This is a genomic window from Roseivirga sp. UBA1976, assembly GCF_002336325.1.
Taxonomy (GTDB): domain Bacteria; phylum Bacteroidota; class Bacteroidia; order Cytophagales; family Cyclobacteriaceae; genus Roseivirga; species Roseivirga thermotolerans.
Genome location: NZ_DDDQ01000037.1, coordinates 1 through 16778 on the forward strand (window position 1 = coordinate 1; position 16778 = coordinate 16778).

General features: G+C 44.3%; 16 protein-coding genes. 10 read left to right on the forward strand and 6 right to left on the reverse strand.

Features of this window, described 5'->3' with window-relative positions; all coding sequences use genetic code 11:
- Positions 1 to 232: NAD(P)-binding protein (locus tag B3763_RS03300; RefSeq protein ID WP_286743634.1), on the reverse strand; the 232-nt coding region annotated here is incomplete at its 3' end.
- Between the two features lie 228 nt (positions 233 to 460).
- Between B3763_RS03300 and B3763_RS03305 the strand changes: the two genes are divergently transcribed.
- The 9 genes from B3763_RS03305 (at position 461) to B3763_RS03345 (ending at position 8362) form a co-directional block, all read left to right on the forward strand.
- Positions 461 to 1822 carry an MATE family efflux transporter gene (locus B3763_RS03305; protein ID WP_189631148.1) on the forward strand — a complete coding sequence of 454 codons (1362 nt, stop codon included), beginning with the start codon at positions 461 to 463 and terminating at the stop codon, positions 1820 to 1822.
- A gap of 72 nt (positions 1823 to 1894) precedes the next feature.
- Entirely contained in the window at positions 1895 to 2245 is a 351-nt protein-coding gene (locus B3763_RS03310; RefSeq protein ID WP_286743637.1) for a DUF6970 domain-containing protein, read from the forward strand.
- Between the two features lie 100 nt (positions 2246 to 2345).
- Positions 2346 to 3080, forward strand: coding sequence for a 3-keto-disaccharide hydrolase (locus B3763_RS03315; RefSeq protein ID WP_189631146.1), 735 nt, complete (start codon positions 2346 to 2348; stop codon positions 3078 to 3080).
- A gap of 129 nt (positions 3081 to 3209) precedes the next feature.
- Complete coding sequence (locus tag B3763_RS03320; RefSeq protein ID WP_189631145.1) at positions 3210 to 3989, forward strand: tRNA pseudouridine(38-40) synthase TruA; 780 nt, start codon at positions 3210 to 3212, stop codon at positions 3987 to 3989.
- A 1-nt stretch (position 3990) separates the two neighbouring features.
- Positions 3991 to 4419, forward strand: a complete 429-nt coding sequence (locus tag B3763_RS03325; protein WP_286743639.1) for a DUF5946 family protein — start codon at positions 3991 to 3993, stop codon at positions 4417 to 4419.
- Between the two features lie 55 nt (positions 4420 to 4474).
- The gene (locus B3763_RS03330) at positions 4475 to 5716 is read left to right on the forward strand and encodes a TCR/Tet family MFS transporter (protein WP_286743640.1); all 1242 of its coding nucleotides are present in this window, start codon (positions 4475 to 4477) and stop codon (positions 5714 to 5716) included.
- A 61-nt stretch (positions 5717 to 5777) separates the two neighbouring features.
- Positions 5778 to 6650, forward strand: a complete 873-nt coding sequence (locus B3763_RS03335; RefSeq protein ID WP_189631142.1) for a dimethylarginine dimethylaminohydrolase family protein — start codon at positions 5778 to 5780, stop codon at positions 6648 to 6650.
- Positions 6651 to 6782: 132 nt separating this feature from the next.
- Complete coding sequence (locus tag B3763_RS03340; protein WP_286743643.1) at positions 6783 to 7823, forward strand: helix-turn-helix domain-containing protein; 1041 nt, start codon at positions 6783 to 6785, stop codon at positions 7821 to 7823.
- A gap of 35 nt (positions 7824 to 7858) precedes the next feature.
- The gene (locus B3763_RS03345; protein ID WP_286743645.1) at positions 7859 to 8362 is read left to right on the forward strand and encodes a hypothetical protein; all 504 of its coding nucleotides are present in this window, start codon (positions 7859 to 7861) and stop codon (positions 8360 to 8362) included.
- Between the two features lie 75 nt (positions 8363 to 8437).
- Here the strand turns inward: B3763_RS03345 and B3763_RS03350 are convergent, their stop codons facing one another.
- From B3763_RS03350 to B3763_RS03360, 3 genes are all read right to left on the reverse strand, one after another.
- Positions 8438 to 10501, reverse strand: a complete 2064-nt coding sequence (locus B3763_RS03350; protein WP_189631139.1) for an OmpA family protein — start codon at positions 10499 to 10501, stop codon at positions 8438 to 8440.
- 123 nt (positions 10502 to 10624) lie between these two features.
- Positions 10625 to 11596 carry an ABC transporter ATP-binding protein gene (locus tag B3763_RS03355; protein ID WP_286743648.1) on the reverse strand — a complete coding sequence of 324 codons (972 nt, stop codon included), beginning with the start codon at positions 11594 to 11596 and terminating at the stop codon, positions 10625 to 10627.
- Between the two features lie 80 nt (positions 11597 to 11676).
- Positions 11677 to 12843 carry a PQQ-dependent sugar dehydrogenase gene (locus B3763_RS03360; RefSeq protein ID WP_286743651.1) on the reverse strand — a complete coding sequence of 389 codons (1167 nt, stop codon included), beginning with the start codon at positions 12841 to 12843 and terminating at the stop codon, positions 11677 to 11679.
- Positions 12844 to 12984: 141 nt separating this feature from the next.
- Here B3763_RS03360 and B3763_RS03365 point away from each other — a divergent pair, with 141 nt between their 5' ends.
- Positions 12985 to 14904 (forward strand): ABC-F family ATP-binding cassette domain-containing protein, encoded by a 1920-nt coding sequence (locus B3763_RS03365; RefSeq protein ID WP_286743655.1) that lies wholly within the window; start codon positions 12985 to 12987, stop codon positions 14902 to 14904.
- On the opposite strand, the gene B3763_RS03370 is transcribed toward B3763_RS03365, so the two are convergent.
- Positions 14901 to 16214, reverse strand: a complete 1314-nt coding sequence (locus tag B3763_RS03370) for a hypothetical protein (protein ID WP_286743658.1) — start codon at positions 16212 to 16214, stop codon at positions 14901 to 14903. The two genes, B3763_RS03365 and B3763_RS03370, sit on opposite strands and share 4 nt — an antisense overlap.
- Positions 16214 to 16768 (reverse strand): RNA polymerase sigma factor, encoded by a 555-nt coding sequence (locus B3763_RS03375; protein ID WP_189631134.1) that lies wholly within the window; start codon positions 16766 to 16768, stop codon positions 16214 to 16216. Before B3763_RS03375 ends, B3763_RS03370 begins: the two co-directional genes overlap by 1 nt.
- Between the last annotated feature and the right edge of the window lie 10 nt (positions 16769 to 16778).

Here is a 16778-nt window from a genome sequence, read left to right on the forward strand (position 1 = left end):
CATCAAAATCGCCAAACGATCTTCTGTCTGAACTGGCCCCTCTTCTGGGAGACTCCCAGGGCCATCGCAGTTGAGTACGATCCTCATCTTTGGCAGGGTCAAAATGGGGTCCGGCTTCCAGCACTGCCACATCAAAACCTGCTTCTGACAGGATTTTGGTGGCCATTCCGCCTCCAGCACCGGAACCTACAATGGCCACATCGTAGGTTTTTGCTGATTCTATTATTTGCATAGCGCGTTGTTAGTTGATGAATAGTTTAAAGCAAGCCTTCAAGATAAAGAATTCAACTTTAAAACGAAGTTGGCTTAATGGAGATTGGCCATAAAAAAGTATGAACTGAACAAACCATAAGAGCAGGCACTCATTGAATACTAACGGTGGCAACCTCTCATGGAAGAATTAGAAAAAACTGAAACTATTTTCTCCCTTCTGCACTGTTTAACATAGTTTTGTCCGTTCATGAAAAGAGGCCGGTTAGATCTTACTGAAGGTTCCATATTAAAAGGACTCATTGCCCTTGCCCTCCCAATTATTGGTGCAAACCTGCTACAAACAGGCTATCAATTGGTCGATGCTTTCTGGGTGGGTAAACTGGGAGCCAATGCTGTAGCTGCCGTTTCTGTTAGTTTTCCGGTAAATTTCCTGCTCATTTCACTGAGTTCAGGATTTGCCTTTGCCGGAACCATTCTGGTCGCTCAGTATGCCGGGGCCAAAAATTTTGGCATGGTCAACCATGTGGCTACTCAAACGCTCACCATGGTGGTAATCATCAGCCTTGTTCTATCCACGGTGGCTTACTTTCTGTCTCCTTCTATTCTTCATTGGCTCGGAGTAGAAGAAGTGATTTTCGAAGACGCCAACATCTTTCAACGAACCATTTTTATTGGACTGGTCTTCAACTTCGGTTTCATTATGTTCCAATCACTTATGCGGGGCATTGGCGAAGTAAGAATACCACTCTACATCAACGCAGCCACCCTTGCCATTAATTTTATTTTGGACCCACTATTTATCTATGGCTGGGGGCCTGTTCCGGCCTTTGGCGTAACCGGAGCAGCTGTCAGTACACTGGTTACGGTAAGCCTCTCAGCCTTTACCGGAGTATATATTCTGTTCAAGGGTAAAACTGATTTTCAGCTTTCCTTAAAGAATTTTCAGTTCGACTTGCCCCTGTTAAAGAAGGCCTTCAGGTTGGGAGCTCCTTCTTCTGTAGAAATTTCGGCACGAGCTCTGGGGCTTACCATTATGACAGGCATAGCCGCTAAGTTTGGAACTGAAGTACTGGCCGCCTACGGAGTTGGCTCACGGCTCATAAGTTTTGTGGTCATATTTGGTCTGGGCCTGCTCCACGCCTCCTCTACATTTGTTGGCCAAAACATGGGTGCCAGACAGGTTGGCAGGGCTGAAAAGGGAGCCACTTATGCCGCATGGATTGGTTTTGGTGCCCTCACTATCATTGGCATAGTCTTTTACTTTTCGGCCGAACCCCTGGTAAGAGCTTTTCTCGACTCTACCGATGAGGTGGTTGGCATGGGAGTAGATTTCTTAAAAATAACCTCGTTGGCCTTTGGCTTTATGGGTGCCCAACTGGCCTTAGTGGGCACTTTGCGTGGTTCGGGCAACACGGTAGAATCTATGATTCTGGCCATTATTGGGATATGGATTATTCAGTTTCCATTTGCATGGATTACTTCAGAAATGGAGAGTTTTCAGGAGTTTGGGGTGTGGTGGTCTTTTCCGGTGAGTTATGTTATTCCCTGTATACTTACGGTGGCGTGGTTTAAAATGGGCCGATGGAAAAAGAAGAAACTTGTTGATTAGGCGCGGGTAAAAACGACCAATACAACTGTTTGACTCCCCTTTGTGTCTAAACTCTCAAATAAGGTCAAACAGATGAAAAAATTAATTACAAGTACATTTTTGCTCTTGTTAGCCTTGAGCTGCGACAATAAGGGCATTCCGGTAGATCTTCCTTCCTGCATTCAGGATCAAATCAAAACTGTGGCACTCAACAGTAATGTAAGAAGCCCCGAGAGGGCATCGGTAGAAGCCTATTTATACAACGGTCAGCGGGTCTATGTTTTCAATCCGGGGTCGGGCTATGCCGACTGGCTGTACACCTTCTATAATGAAGATTGTGAGGTGGTTTGCGAAAGCGGTGGCTTTGCCGGTGTAAACACTTGCCCCGATTTTAATGAGAAAGCAGAATTTCTGGGGGTGGTTTGGAGAGACTCCAGGCCCTAATTATTCTCGTCTTCTCTCTATGCAATCGTTTGACGATTCTGCCCACAAGGCTTTGCGTAGTTATTGGAGGTTTCGCTAACTTGGCATAAACCTTTAGACTATGAACTTTAAAACTATTTGTTTTTCTATGATTGCCCTGGCTACAATGGCTTGCGGGGGCAAACAAGCAGAAGAAACAACCAACACCAGCTCAGAAAAAGAAACAGAGTGGGTTACTCTTTTCAATGGTGAAAATTTTGACGGTTGGAAAACCTATGGCAAAGACACGATGGCAACCGCCTGGTCTATTGTAGACGGTGCCATTGTTTGCAATGCCGGTGCAGGAGAAAACAATGTGGGCTTTAGCAGCGAATCGCTGGTAACCACCTCTACCTGGGGCAACTTTGAATTCGAATTAGAATATAGAATTGCCAAAGGCGGCAACAGTGGTATTTTCTACCATGTGATTGAGGCCGATACTTTACCTTTCGACTTTATAACCGGACCGGAGTATCAGGTTTTAGACGATGAGTTTTCGCGCTCAGAAACGGAGCCCTATAAAATGGTAGCATCGAACTATGCCATGCATGCCCCTGCCGAAACCAAAAAACCTAACCCTCACATGGAATGGAACAAGGTGAAAATAGTGTACAATAATGGTCATGTAGAGCATTGGCTCAACGATGAAAAAGTACTGGAATTTGAAGAAGGATCGGAAGACTGGCTAGCCAGAAAAGCAGCCGGAAAATGGGCTAATTCTGCTACATATGCAGCTTTTAAAGAAGGAGCATTCAGCCTTCAGAACCATGGCGATGAGGTACACTATCGCAACATACGGGTACGTCCTTTAAAATAGCCTCCTTATTTGGCTTATTGGCCGGGGTTCGGTTAAAGTACTGGGGCACTCTTGCCCATTTTACCAAAAACTCTTTAGGGGTTTTGTAAAGAGCAGTACTTTTGCCGAACCCTTGTTAATTATACAGCAATGAAAGCCAGTTACTTTTATCTGGTGCATATTCAGTACCTCGGATACCGCTTCCATGGATGGGCCAAACAGCCCAACGTTAAAACCATACATTACATGATAGACCGTACCCTTACGTTCATTATGGAAAACAGATGGTTTAAAACATTGGGAGCCAGCCGAACCGATGCTATGGTTTCTTCCAACCACGGAATCTTCGAATTGTTTCTAACCGAGCCTATCGAAGATGAATCTGCCTTTCTTGAGCTGTTTAACAAACACTTACCACCCGATATTAAAGTGTTGGCTATAGAAGAAACAGACAGGCACTTTAACATCATTAAAACCCCCAAGCAAAAGGAATATATCTACCTGTTTGCCTTCGGACAAAAAGCACACCCCTTCTCCTCTCCTTTTCTCTATACCTTCCCCGATGCACTGGATCTGGAATTGATGGCTGAGGGTGCTAAAATGTATGAAGGAGAACATGAGTTTAAGGCCTACACTAAAAAGCCAAAAAGTGAAACTAAAACTGTACGCACTATTGACAGCGCTGAAATAGTAGACAACACTTTTCTCACCGCCAACTTCTTTCCATCCCCTTCCTATGCCTTCAGAGTATGTGGCAAGGGCTTTATGCGCAATCAAATTCGCTACATGATGGGGCAACTGATACGCTTGGGTACGCACGAAACAGACCTGGAAGCTCATCGAAAAACCTTGCAACCGGGCTTTGATCAGCACCTCAGTCTGGTAGCTCCCTCTTCAGGCCTTATTCTTAACAATATTAAGTTTGCCTGATATGCCCAACGAAGAAGATCTTTTTCATGAACTCTCGTTTTACACCCTGGCGCACTCCAACCAGGCATATTTTATCCATCAGCATATAGTAGATGCTTTTGCCGTTCAACACGCCAATGAATCAACCAAAACCATAAAATTGGTTTACGGTTTATTGGGTTTGTGCCTGTATCTGGAGCATGGGTTTACAGGTAAAGAAGTGCAGAATGTCCACGTATTTTTAAGCAAAGACAAAAGCAATTGGCCACAGTTAATGCTGCCAAAATCGAAAGTGAACTTTTCTGTGAGCGAAATTTTAAAGGTAAAAGAAGGAAAAGAAAGAGATGCCGCCATTAGAAAGTGGTGTGAAACCATCTGGAAAAATCACCGGCAAAACCATGCAGCCATAACGGAATGGTTGGTAACTAGAAAAGTACTTTCTCCTTCCTAAAGCCCACCTTCTCATTAATTGAATTCAAAGCTGTAAATTCACCCTTTCGTTTTTTATGACCAGACAACGTACACCCGCTCTCGGATTCATTTTTGCAGTTGTTCTCATCGATATCATCGGCTTGGGGTTGGTTATCCCTATTTTCCCTAATTTGTTTAAAGAACTGGGCAACCTGACATATGGTGAAGCTTCAAGGGTGGGTACTCGGCTGGTAACTGTATATGCCTTAATGCAATTCATTTGTGCTCCCATTCTCGGCAGTTTGAGTGATAAGTATGGCCGGAGACCGGTATTGCTAATTGCCTTATTCGGCCTTGGAATAGACTACTTGTTCCTGGCCATGGCTCCTACCATATTGTTGTTCTTTGTGGGGCGATTTATAGCTGGCATTTGTGGAGCAAGTTTTACTACCGCTTATGCCTATATGGCCGATATCAGCCCACCCGAAAAGCGAGCTCGAAATTACGGATTACTGGGAGCTGCTTTTGCTTTGGGTTTTATTATTGGTCCGGCCATAGGCGGGTATCTCGGCAGCTATGGACTACGTACTCCCTTCTTTGTGGCAGCCGGTCTTACACTTATTAATTTTCTCTATGGCCTCTTTATACTCCCCGAATCGCTGCCAAAAGAAGAAAGAAGAGCCTTTAACTGGAAACGGGCTAACCCTTTGGGGTCGCTCCGGCAGCTAAAAAAGAACCGCATCGTTTTTGGTTTTGCTCTTGCTCTGTTTTTCTTATACATAGCCTCACACTCCGTACAATCTACCTGGTCTTATTTTGGAGCTGAAATGTTTGATTGGGAAAGCAGCGACATAGGCTTTTCGCTGAGTGTGGTGGGCGTATTAGTCGCCATTGTTCAGGCTGGCCTCATAGGCAACTTAACTCTAAAATTGGGATACAAGAAAACCGTGCACCTGGGTTTATTTTTTACATGTGCCGGATTGGCCCTCTTTGCTATCACTACAACCACTACCATGCTCTATGGCTTTCTGATTGTCTACGTATTGGGAGGTTTGGCCGGGCCAACCATTCAGGCCTTTATGTCTAATCAAGTACCCCGTAACGAACAGGGAGAACTACAAGGAGGAATCACCAGTCTGATGAGTCTTGCAGCCATCTTTGGGCCTTCCATGATGGGCGAAACCTTCTATTATTTTACCAAACCAGATTATTACTTTCCCGGAGCGGCCTTTGCTCTGGGTGCATTGTTCGCTCTGATTTGCTGGCTATTAGCTTCTCGCGTACTTAAGCAAGCCAAAGAACCAAAGACTGACAAGCCATCGGCCGAATCAGTTTAAATGGCCTAAAGGTTGGTCTGAGGAGGCTACTTGAGTAAATTAGCAGCAAAAAAGGACAACATTGAACTACATACCACTCAATATCACCAGCGAAACAGCCCAACTAAAAACCGTTATTTTGGGCATTGGCACCGACCAGGGAGAGCCTTATGAGATTAATCCGGTAGCCAAAATGCATAAGCAACAAGGCACTTACCCCAAACCGGAAGATATTGAGGAGGAAATAAATGAGGCAAAACTGGCTCTGGAAAAAGCCGGTGTGGAGGTGCTTCAGCCAGACAATCTAAAAGAGAAGAAACAAATTTTCACCCGGGATATTGGTTTTGTGATTGACGACAGATTTGTGATCGCCAATATGAAAGAACCACTTCGGCAGGGAGAAATTAAAGGCATTGAACGTATCATGAGCCAGTTCAACCCCGAAAAAATAGTACGGATACCGGATGGTGCCACTATAGAAGGGGGCGATGTTCTGGTTCACGGAAACCATGTCTTTGTTGGCATTAGTAAGCGCACAAACAGAAAAGGATTTGACTATCTGAAAGATCAGTTTCCTAACAAAACCTTTCATGCACTGGAGCTTGTTGTGAGTGACGACCCCAAAGTAAATATTCTGCACCTGGACTGTGCTTTTCAGCCAGTGGGTGAAAAGTATGCCATTTTTTATGAAGAGGGCTTTGTACACAAACCCGAAATAATCTACGACCTGTTTGGCACAGATAACCTTATCCGCATCGACCAGGAAGAGAAGAACCTCATGTTCCCTAATATTTTCTCCATTGGACCAAACGATGTGTTAATAGAGAAAGGTTTTACAAGGCTCATCTCTGAACTCGAAGCCCGGGGTATCACATGCCATAAAGTGAAGTACTTTGAAACCTCAAAGTTGAGCGGTTTGCTACGCTGCTCCACCCTTCCTCTGGTGAGGGTCTGAGCATAATTGCTCATTTATAATTACCTTAAACATTGGCTTGAACAGGTAACTTGGCCAAAGGTCGGACCCAATGCCATGAGCTTTCTGACATTAGCTCCAACTGTCAGGTCATAAATTAAGGTTATGTATGCTATGCCCACTCTTTGGTTGGTATTATTTAGCGCTACCCTGTGCCAGGGAACCGTGCTCGGACTGGCACTGGTTGTAAAAAGTCGTAACTCCATTAGTTACCATTGGTTAGGATCCTTTGTACTTTGCTTCACTCTCCTGTTGGGCTACTACTTGCTGTTTTGGTTGAAAGTTACCCCGAAACTACCTGTATGGATGGGGCTTCTTCAGTACCTGACCTTATTGTTAGGACCGTTTTTATGGATGCACTTATCGGCCCAAAGTCAGTTAAAACAAAAAACTCAATGGCTTCACTTTTTACCTTTTATTCTCGCCTGTCTGTTGTTTTTGGTCTTTGCTGGCTCATCATTATGGCCCATAATGGGATTGGCACTTATTGCTTTGCAACTTCTTCAGAACCTGAGCTACAGCATTGCAATACTGCACACTAACAAACCGAAGAACAGTGTTTATGGCTACTTGTTCCTGATATACTCTATTAGCTTTTCTATTTATTACCTATTGGTATGGACGGGCCGGCTTGTACCGGCCTATGACTATGCCGTTTCACTCAGCATGGCCATTTGCGTCTATTACATAGGGTATCAGTTTATTCAACTCCCTGCTGAACAGCGTCAAACTATTGAAAAGTATGAACACTCGGGACTCTCAGTTACCATGCGCGAGCAGCTCATAAAAAGACTTGATGAACACATGCAAAACAACTCTCCTTACTTAGATGGCCACCTGAAGCTCTCCGACCTGGCCGAATCTTTAAACTTAAGTGCCCACCACCTCTCAGAAGCAGTGAACACCATGAAGCAACAAAACTTCAACGACTATGTTAATACCTGGCGGATAGCCAAGGCCAAGCAACTGATTAAGGATTGCTATTTACAAAACCGAAATGAAAAGCTTCTGGCCATTGCCCTGGAAAGCGGCTTCAATAATAAAACCAGCTTTCTCAATGCCTTTAAAAAACATGAGGGTATATCTCCCTCTCTTTATCGCGAAAGAATAGGCAAGGCACAAAACAGGGAAAATATGATCGGATTTGCCGAATAAAACCATCAAAGGCCCTATAATGGGTTTAAAAAAGTATGAAAAAACTCATCATCATTCTCAGCCTGGCTGTGTCTGCTTTTGTGGCTGAAGCCCAAAATATAGATGCTTCTACATTCGATTTTTGGGAAGGCACCTGGGAACTCCATTGGACCGATGCCAACGGTCAGGCCGGTAGTGGCACCAACGTGATCAACAGAATATCCGGAGGCAAAGTGTTGCACGAAAATTTTTCGGCCACCAAAGGCCAATTGGCAGGCTTTCAGGGTACCAGCATTTCTGTGTTTAACCCCAATACTTCCACCTGGCATCAGACGTGGATGGACAATCAGGGTGGCAATCTGATTTTCACAGGCTCTGTGGAAGGTGATCGCAAAATTTTCAGCACCGCCTCCCAAACCATTAATGGCCGAACCACGCAATCAAGGATGGTCTTTTACAATTTCACTGAAGATTCCTTTACCTGGGACTGGGAAAGAACCACCGATGGAGGCAAAACCTGGACGCTCAACTGGCGGATATTCTATAAGCGTATTAAGTAAATAAAAAGAGAGGCTGTCTTTCCCGCCTATTCCAGCGTTTCAGACAACCTCTCCATGAATCAATATAAGCAAAGACTAGTAGTCTACTCTATTTCCATCTTCATCAATAAAGTAAAGTTCTACCCTTCTGTTAAATGCCCTACCCTGTACTGTACGGTTAGAGGCCACAGGAATATCTTCACTAAAGGTTTTGGTCTCTAGCTGCTCCGGGTTCACTCCTTTATTGATAAGGTAATTGTATACTTCTGTGTACCTTCTTCGGCCAAGAGCTACGTTATATGGGTTGGTACCATAGGCATCCGTATGACCGGCTACCATTATTCTAAGGTCTCTTCTTCGTACCAATAGCTCAGCCGCCTCATCCAGTCGTTTAAAGAATTCCGACTTGATGTTATGTTTATCGAAGTCGAAGTAAACCATTGGTAGCTCAATGTTCTCAGGCGTAACAGCCGGAGGCAATGCTTCGGTTTTTTCTTCTACTACCGGTGGGTCTGGCACAACGGGGTCTTCGGCTATCACTTCAACTATCGGCTCTTCCTCTTCTTCTACCACAGGCTGAACTCCTTCGGTAGAAACCGGAGGTACAGGAACGTTGGTTGGATCCAGGTCAAAGCTGTTGATCATTTTTACATAAATCTCTTTCTCTACCCTGTCGCATCCAATATAAAAGTCTTGCTCTACATCAAATTCGTCTCTAAACAACACGCGAATAGCATGCTCCTTTTCGTAGAGTACCTCATCGTCTTTAGAAACGCTAAGCGTAAAGTCTCGCTCAATAGGCATTACCATTTTATACACTCCGTATTCGTCAGTGGTAGTGGTTAGCTCGTCACCATCTTCAGTCGTTACCTTTATTTCCGCATAGGCTACAGGCGTTTCGTTATCACAGTCGAGCAGTTTGCCCTGAAGTTGTGACTTGTTGAACATGATGATTCGGTAAATATCTACCTGTCCGTAGCCATCCGGTCGACTGGACGACAGATATGCGTTCTTACCATAAAGTGTAAAGAAGGTGTCATCGTTAGGTAGGTTAATTGGGGCTCCCATGTTTTGGGGCTCAGAAAACTTACCCGTGGCGCTATCTAAACGAGTGGAAAAAATATCATACCCTCCCATGGAGTCGTGTCCTTGGGAAGAAAAGTAAAGGGTTCCATCCTCGGCCACAAAGGGAGCGTCTTCACGCTCAGGCGTATTAAGTTCTTCTATAAAATAAGGCTTGGTCCATGAGCCATCGGCATTCTTATGCACAATATATAGGTCAGAGTTTTCATCGTCATTGCCAAAGCTCGAGGCATAAATCATTGAGTTTCCGTTGTTATACAGAAAGGCATGAGAGTCCCACTTATTGGTGTTGATGGGCAATGGCTGCCGCTTACCCCAGGTACCATCGGCCTGTCGGTACGAAATGTAAAGGTCCTCATCCAGAAAGGTGAGCAAAGTACTGTCGCCATTTGTCAGCTGCACCGGTGCTTCATTGGCATCTCTGGCCGAGAAGCCATCTAACGGACGGTCTTTCTTCCACTTGTCCAAGTCGTCCATTTCAGCAGTCATCACCATCTCGTAGTTTTCACCATCATCGGCAATTTTACCGAGTCCGTCTCTTCTGGCCGTAAAGTAAATTCCCATTTGATTGGCCGTGACCACCTGAGAGTATTCGTTACCCTCTGTGTTTACATTAGGCCCCAGGTTTTTAATGATAATGTCTTTTGGGTTGGACAAATACTTTCTGGCATTCTGAATTTTATTAAAAAGTGCATACCAGTCAGCCTGATCAGCATCTTCCAACGAATTTACATTCAGTCTGCGCAGAGTTCTTTCTGCATCGTCTACTCGCTCGGCTACCAGATAGGCCTCGGCATAAGGAATCCAAAAGTAAGGGAGCTCTTCTGCCAATGGCAAGGCTTCTTTAAAGAGCTCAAAGGCCTTGTCCATGCGATAGCGCTTGGTATGACAAATACCAGCCAGCCACATGGCTTCATAATTTTTCTTTTTCTTGGCTAATATGGGTTCTAACTCTTGTAGAGCCACCTCCCAGTCTTCTTCAGCCATAGCTCCATACACTTTGTTCAGGTTTTGTGCCTGAAGACTCGCTATTCCGATAAGGCTGAAAATCATTAAGGTCAATAATGATCGTTTCATATTAAGGTCTGATAGTTGAATACAAAAATAACGACAGGTCAGTCGCAACGTTGATGGTAGTCGAGGATGTTCATTGCTGAACATAAGGCCAAGATATTAAAAATCTTTCATATATCGTTTAAATCAAGAAAAATGTAGTACACATGATTGGTCTATACGGAGTGCTATTTTTTGGCCTGTTTTTAACGTATGACTATGATACAGTGATAGATTGGTGTCGCCACTCTGAGCTGTAACCAAATACCTTGACCCCAAAAAACGACAGCTTTGTACCATTGCCGTTATAGACAAAGTCTGAGAAGCTCCTTCAACATGTACATGTACATCTTCCGCCCGAACAAAGGTATTTTTCTTATTCATCAGGGCAGAAACATTATTTACCCTCCCAAAAAACTGTGCTATGGCTAAGGTAGCAGGATGACGATAAATAACTTTAGGAGAGTCCATTTGTAAGAGCCTACCGTCTTCCAGATAGGCTATTCTATCGGCTATTAGCAAAGCATCCTGAACATCGTGACTCACCAATATAAGACCTATACCTTCTTTGCGCACAATGTCCGTCAGTTCCAAAAGGAGATCTTGTTTAATGATGGGGTCCAAATTGCTGAAAGGCTCATCCATTACCAGCAGTTCAGGATCATCGGCCAATGCCCTGGCCAAAGAGAGCCTTTGTTGTTGTCCGCCACTCAGTTCATGAGGCATTTTAGAAGCCAGGCTCACCAGCCCACACATTTCGAGCAACTCATTGGTTCGCTCTTGCTGAAACTGCCCGGTAAAATGTAACAGCTTGTAGCGCACATTTTCGGCAACAGTCATATTGGGCTTTACCTGAAAATCCTGAAAAACCATTTTAATTTTATCGTGGCCGGCAATCAACTGCTCTTCAGGATCTTTGAGCGGTTCGCCACGAAATGCGATAGTGCCCGAATCGGGCTTAGCGAGCCCTGCAATCATACGCAGCAAAGTGCTTTTCCCGGACCCACTTCTACCAACAATAGCCAGCACTTCTTGTCCGCTCATTTCAAACGAAACATCTACCACAGCACCTAAACTTTCGCCAGGGTATTTTTTATAAAGATGCGTTATTTTGAGCATTTTAAGGGCAATAGAAAAGGCCGACCCAAAACTAATTATTCTTTTGAGACGGCCTTCCCAATTCTTTTACTTTAACCGGTCTATTGCTTGTAGGTGATTCTATAGATGCAATGATTAATGTCGTCTGAAACCAAAAGTGAGCCATCGGGCATTTCCAGCACATCTACCGGCTTGCCCCATCCCTGGTTCTTTTCTTTGTCAAGCCAGCCATCAGCAAAGATTTCGCTCTTTACCACTTTGTCGTTTTCGATTTGTACAAATCGCAATTGATATCCGATATGGCCGGCTTCCTGAGACCTGTTCCACGAACCGTGCTGGGCGACAATCAGATTGTTCTTGTATTGGGAAGGGAACATATTTCCTTGATAAAACCGGAGCCCAAGCGGAGCACTATGAGGTTCAAACTTATAGGCCGGTTCTTTGAACTGACTACGCGGAAACTTCTTACCAAACTCCGGATCGGGAATATCGCCCTGATGCCAAAAAGGAAAGCCAAAATGAATGCCTTCTTGCGGAGCATGGTTTAGTTCGCAGGCCGGTATATCGTCACCGAGCATATCTCTACCATTATCGGTAAACCACATTTCTCCGGTTTGTGGATGCCAGGTAAAACCCACGGTGTTTCTTACTCCCCTGGCATAAATTTCCATACCGGAACCATCAGGGTTCATCCGGGTAATAGTCGCATATACAGGGTTTTCATCTTCTTTGTCGCAAACATTGCAAGGAGCCCCTACAGGCACATACAACTTGCCATCAGGGCCAAAGGCAATGAATTTCCAGCCATGGTGACCATCGGTAGGGTATTCATCATAAATCACCTCCGACTTAGGCTGATCAAGGTTGTTTATAATATCAGGGAATCGATGTATTCGGTTAATTTCCGCCACATATAAATCACCGTCTTTGTATGCCACTCCATTGGGCGAGTTCCAGCCGGTTACTATGGTATCTATCTTGTCTGGCACCATGTCACCATTGGTATCGGTTAGGGCATATACATTCTTCCTTCTCCGGTTGCTCACAAAGACGGTTCGTCCATCTTCGGTGCGCGCCAACGAGCGGGCGTCTACTATATTTTTGGCATAATAAGATATCTCAAAACCTTCGGGCAGGTTAATTCGCTTCAGCCTTTCGGCATATTCATTGTCAGTCTTCGTTTGAGCCTGGCCATTGCAACTTAGTAGCAGCAATAAGCAAAACGCGGCCAAAGCACTTGAACTAGGGTTAATAAAGGTACGTTTCATGGTTCACAATTTACAAAACTGTGTTCATACATAAATCATTGTTTTTATGAGTTGCTTAAATATTGAGTGAGCCGTGGCAGGTCTTTGAGTATTTTATTACCCTGCTGTTTGTTTTCTTCTACTGAAAGCTAATTTTGCGCCATGATTGCCATTAACAACCTTTCTTATTACATAGGAGACCGTCCTTTATACGATTCGGCCAACCTACACATTAAACCAAATGACAGAATTGGCCTGATTGGGTTGAATGGCAAGGGAAAATCTACTTTACTGCGCTTAATCATTGGCGACTACCAGCCCACAGCCGGAGAAATTACCAAAAGCAAAGAGTGCACCATTGGTTTCCTCAATCAAGATCTGTTGTCGTACCAGAGTGACGACAGTATTCTGAGTATTGCTATGGAGGCATTTGAGGAAGCAAACAAACTCCAGCGTAGAATAGACCAGTTGCTTCATCAAATGGAGGTGAACTATGAAGACCAGCTGGTGGAAAAGCTTGCTAAAGCTCAGGAGCAGTTTGAAGCTCTTGGAGGGTACTCTATGCAATCGGAAGCTGAGGCCATTTTAGAAGGCATTGGATTTAAAACCGAAGACTTAAAAAGACCTTTACGCGAATTTTCCGGTGGCTGGCGCATGCGGGTAATGTTGGCAAAGTTACTGCTTCAAAAGCCATCGCTGCTAATGCTCGATGAACCAACCAACCACCTGGACTTACCCTCTATTCAGTGGATTGAGAACTACCTCCGAACCTATGAGGGAGCCATTATTGTGGTATCACACGACAGGTATTTTCTTGACAATGTGGTGACCTCTATCGTAGAGGTTTCCTGCTTTAAACTCACGCAGTATAGCGGCAATTATTCCTTCTATCTGGAAGAAAAAGCGCAGCGCGAGGAGATACAGAAAAACGCCTACGAAAATCAGCAAGCACAAATAAGGCAAACCGAACGATTCATTGAGCGCTTTAGGGCCAAATCTTCAAAGGCCCGCCAGGTACAATCGCGGGTAAAGGCACTGGAACGAATGGACCTGATCGAAGACGTGGTAGATGAAAACATTACCATGAACTTTCAGTTTGGCTTTAAGCAAAAATCGGGACGCTTTATTGTTGAGCTAAACAATATATCTAAGAGTTATGGCGATTTGCAAATACTCAAAAACACCACAGCTCAGGTAGAGCGTGGAGATAAAATTGCGCTCATAGGTGCCAATGGTAAGGGAAAGTCTACCCTGCTGAGAATTATTGCCGGCACAGAAAAAATTGAAGGTCAAAGACAAGAGGGCTATAATGTAAACACTGCCTTTTATGCTCAACACCAGTTGGAATCTCTGAACATTGAAAATGAGATCATACAGGAACTGCAACAAGCCGGATCGAATAAGTCTGAAAGAGAATTGAGAGGCATACTAGGTTGTTTTCTTTTCCAGAACGAAGAAGTATTTAAAAAGATAAAAGTACTTTCTGGTGGAGAAAAGTCGCGGGTGGCTCTGGCCAAAACTCTGCTTTCTGAAGCCAACTTTCTGATGATGGATGAACCGACCAACCACCTAGATTTCCTATCGGTTAACATTCTCATTCAAGCCCTACAGCAATATGAAGGTACGTTTGTTATTGTATCGCACGACCGCCACTTTATTTCTCAGATAGCCAATAAAATCTGGTATATAGAAGATGAGCAAATAAAGGTTTATCCGGGCACCTACGAGGAGTACGAATACTGGATGTCTCAAAGAGTTAAAGCCGAAAGCACACCAACCACTCAATCATCGGCCAAAACAGAAAAGCCTAAAACCTCAAATAAAAAGGCAAGGAACAACGAAGACGAACAACAACTGAAGAAGCTAAAGCAAAACCTGGCAGACAAAGAAGCTCAAATAGAACAACTAGAACAACAGGTAGAAGCCATTGAAGGAGAAATGGCTCTTCCCGAAGTATTCGAAAACCAGGAAGTACTAGCCGAAAAAACGGATAAGCACCAAGCGCTGAAAACATCGCTGCAGAAAGTGCAGCAAGAATGGGAATCGCTTTACCTTGAAATAGAGGCTCAGGAAGCCGATTAGGGTTTTCGGTTGAGGTAATAATTGATTCCAAGGCCAAAACCAAACACCGAAGCTTGCCGGTCTTGTGGGCTTACAGGTACAAAGTATCGATAGTGAACATCGGCTCCCACGCCAAACTGCTCGTTTATGCGATAATTTAAACCAAGTCCTGCCATGCCACTCAGGTTCCATTCACTAATGAAATCGGCCCGGCTCAGGTCTGCCTTACGAACCGAAAGAAAATTCAGGTCACCTTTCACTTTATAGTCGAAGAAGTAGTCCACTCCTACCCCTGCGAGCAAAGAAACATCGAAGCCATTCCACTGAACCACTTTGTAGCTTAACGTTGGCAATACAGAAATACCCTGCAGTGTATTGGTAAGGTTGTAGTTACCGGTGAAGTTTACATTATCCGGGTCGTAACCCAATGGCAGGTAAATGGGCAAAGACTTCCCGTTTTCTATGGAATAGGCATTGGAGGTACTACTCACTTTAAACTGACTATACCTAACCAGAGCACCCAAGGCAAGCTTTTCACTGAGATCATAAGACAGGCCGAATCCTGCACTTATGGCACCTATAGCCCGCTCTGAGCTATTGATTACATCGGAACGAAGCGATGCAACATTGGCATCTTCAATATTAAAAGCAGCCAGGTGACTACTTTCCGACTCAATATTTAAACTATTGTTACCCACATGGCCCGAGAGTATCTGCTGTCTTGTATAATTTTCCGGCTCTATTTCTACACCGGCAATAAGCTCAGAAAGCGGCCGGGTGCTTACACCCAGGTCTTTCATCCACAAAGCTCTGGTGGTTGCCAAACTAGCTCTGTATGCCTTTGGAGTAGCCATTAATACTTCTGGTAAAAAGAACTGCTCTTTCTTAGGTACACTTTCAACTTCCGTTAAATTAGAGTAATCAGCAACCAGCCTTTCTCTGTTGCGAGCTACTACTTCTGCTCTACTGTCGCTATTTTCTGTGTCTTGCGCCTTGGGCAAGCTGGTTTTTAAATCAGCTGCGAGACCGGTACCTGCTCCACTATTTAAATCATTTTCCTGTGGTTCGTTCTTGGCAGATATATCTTCTTTTTGGCTCAGCTCCTTGGGTGTTTCAGCATTGACCACGGGACTCTCTCCCTGGTTGTATATAAAACCGGCAATAGCAAACAAGGCTATAGCTGCGGCAACTCCATAGGTCTGCCACATGAAGAATATACCTCTCTTTTTCTTTTGCTGAAGCGCCTTTTCTACCCCGGCCCACACCTGTTCTGAGGGTTGAAATTCAACCCCATCAAACATATCCTTCAGATCGTTTTCAAAACTGCCCATTACATCGACACATTTGAGTTTATCACTGTATTGGCCTCTTCTATCATCACTTTCAGCAGAGCTCTTGCTCTGGCATACTGCGATTTGGAAGTGCCTTCGGTTATTTCCATCATTTCGGCTATCTCTTTGTGCCCATAGCCTTCAATGGCAAAAAGGTTGAATACTGTTCTACAACCTACCGGTAACTTCTGCATCATGGCCATTATTTCAGTAAAGTGTAAATGCGAAATCACCAGTTCTTTCTCTACATGAAGCGGGGTTTTGTCTATATCGAGCATTGGCTGTTGATACAGCTTCTTGCGGTTGTGGTTAATGGCGGTGTTCACTACTATGCGCCTTAGCCAGGTAGAAAACTGTGCTTCGTGCCTAAACGATTCAAGACTATTGAAGATCTTTATAAAGGCATCTTGAAGAATATCTTCAGCATCAGCCTGCGATTTGGCATAACGCATAGCAACAGGCATAAGTCTGGCCGCGTAGCGATCGTAAAGTTCGCGTTGCGCCTTAACTTCTCCTTTAATGCACCTATTGATTAATTCTATATCCTGAATCATTAACCTTCAA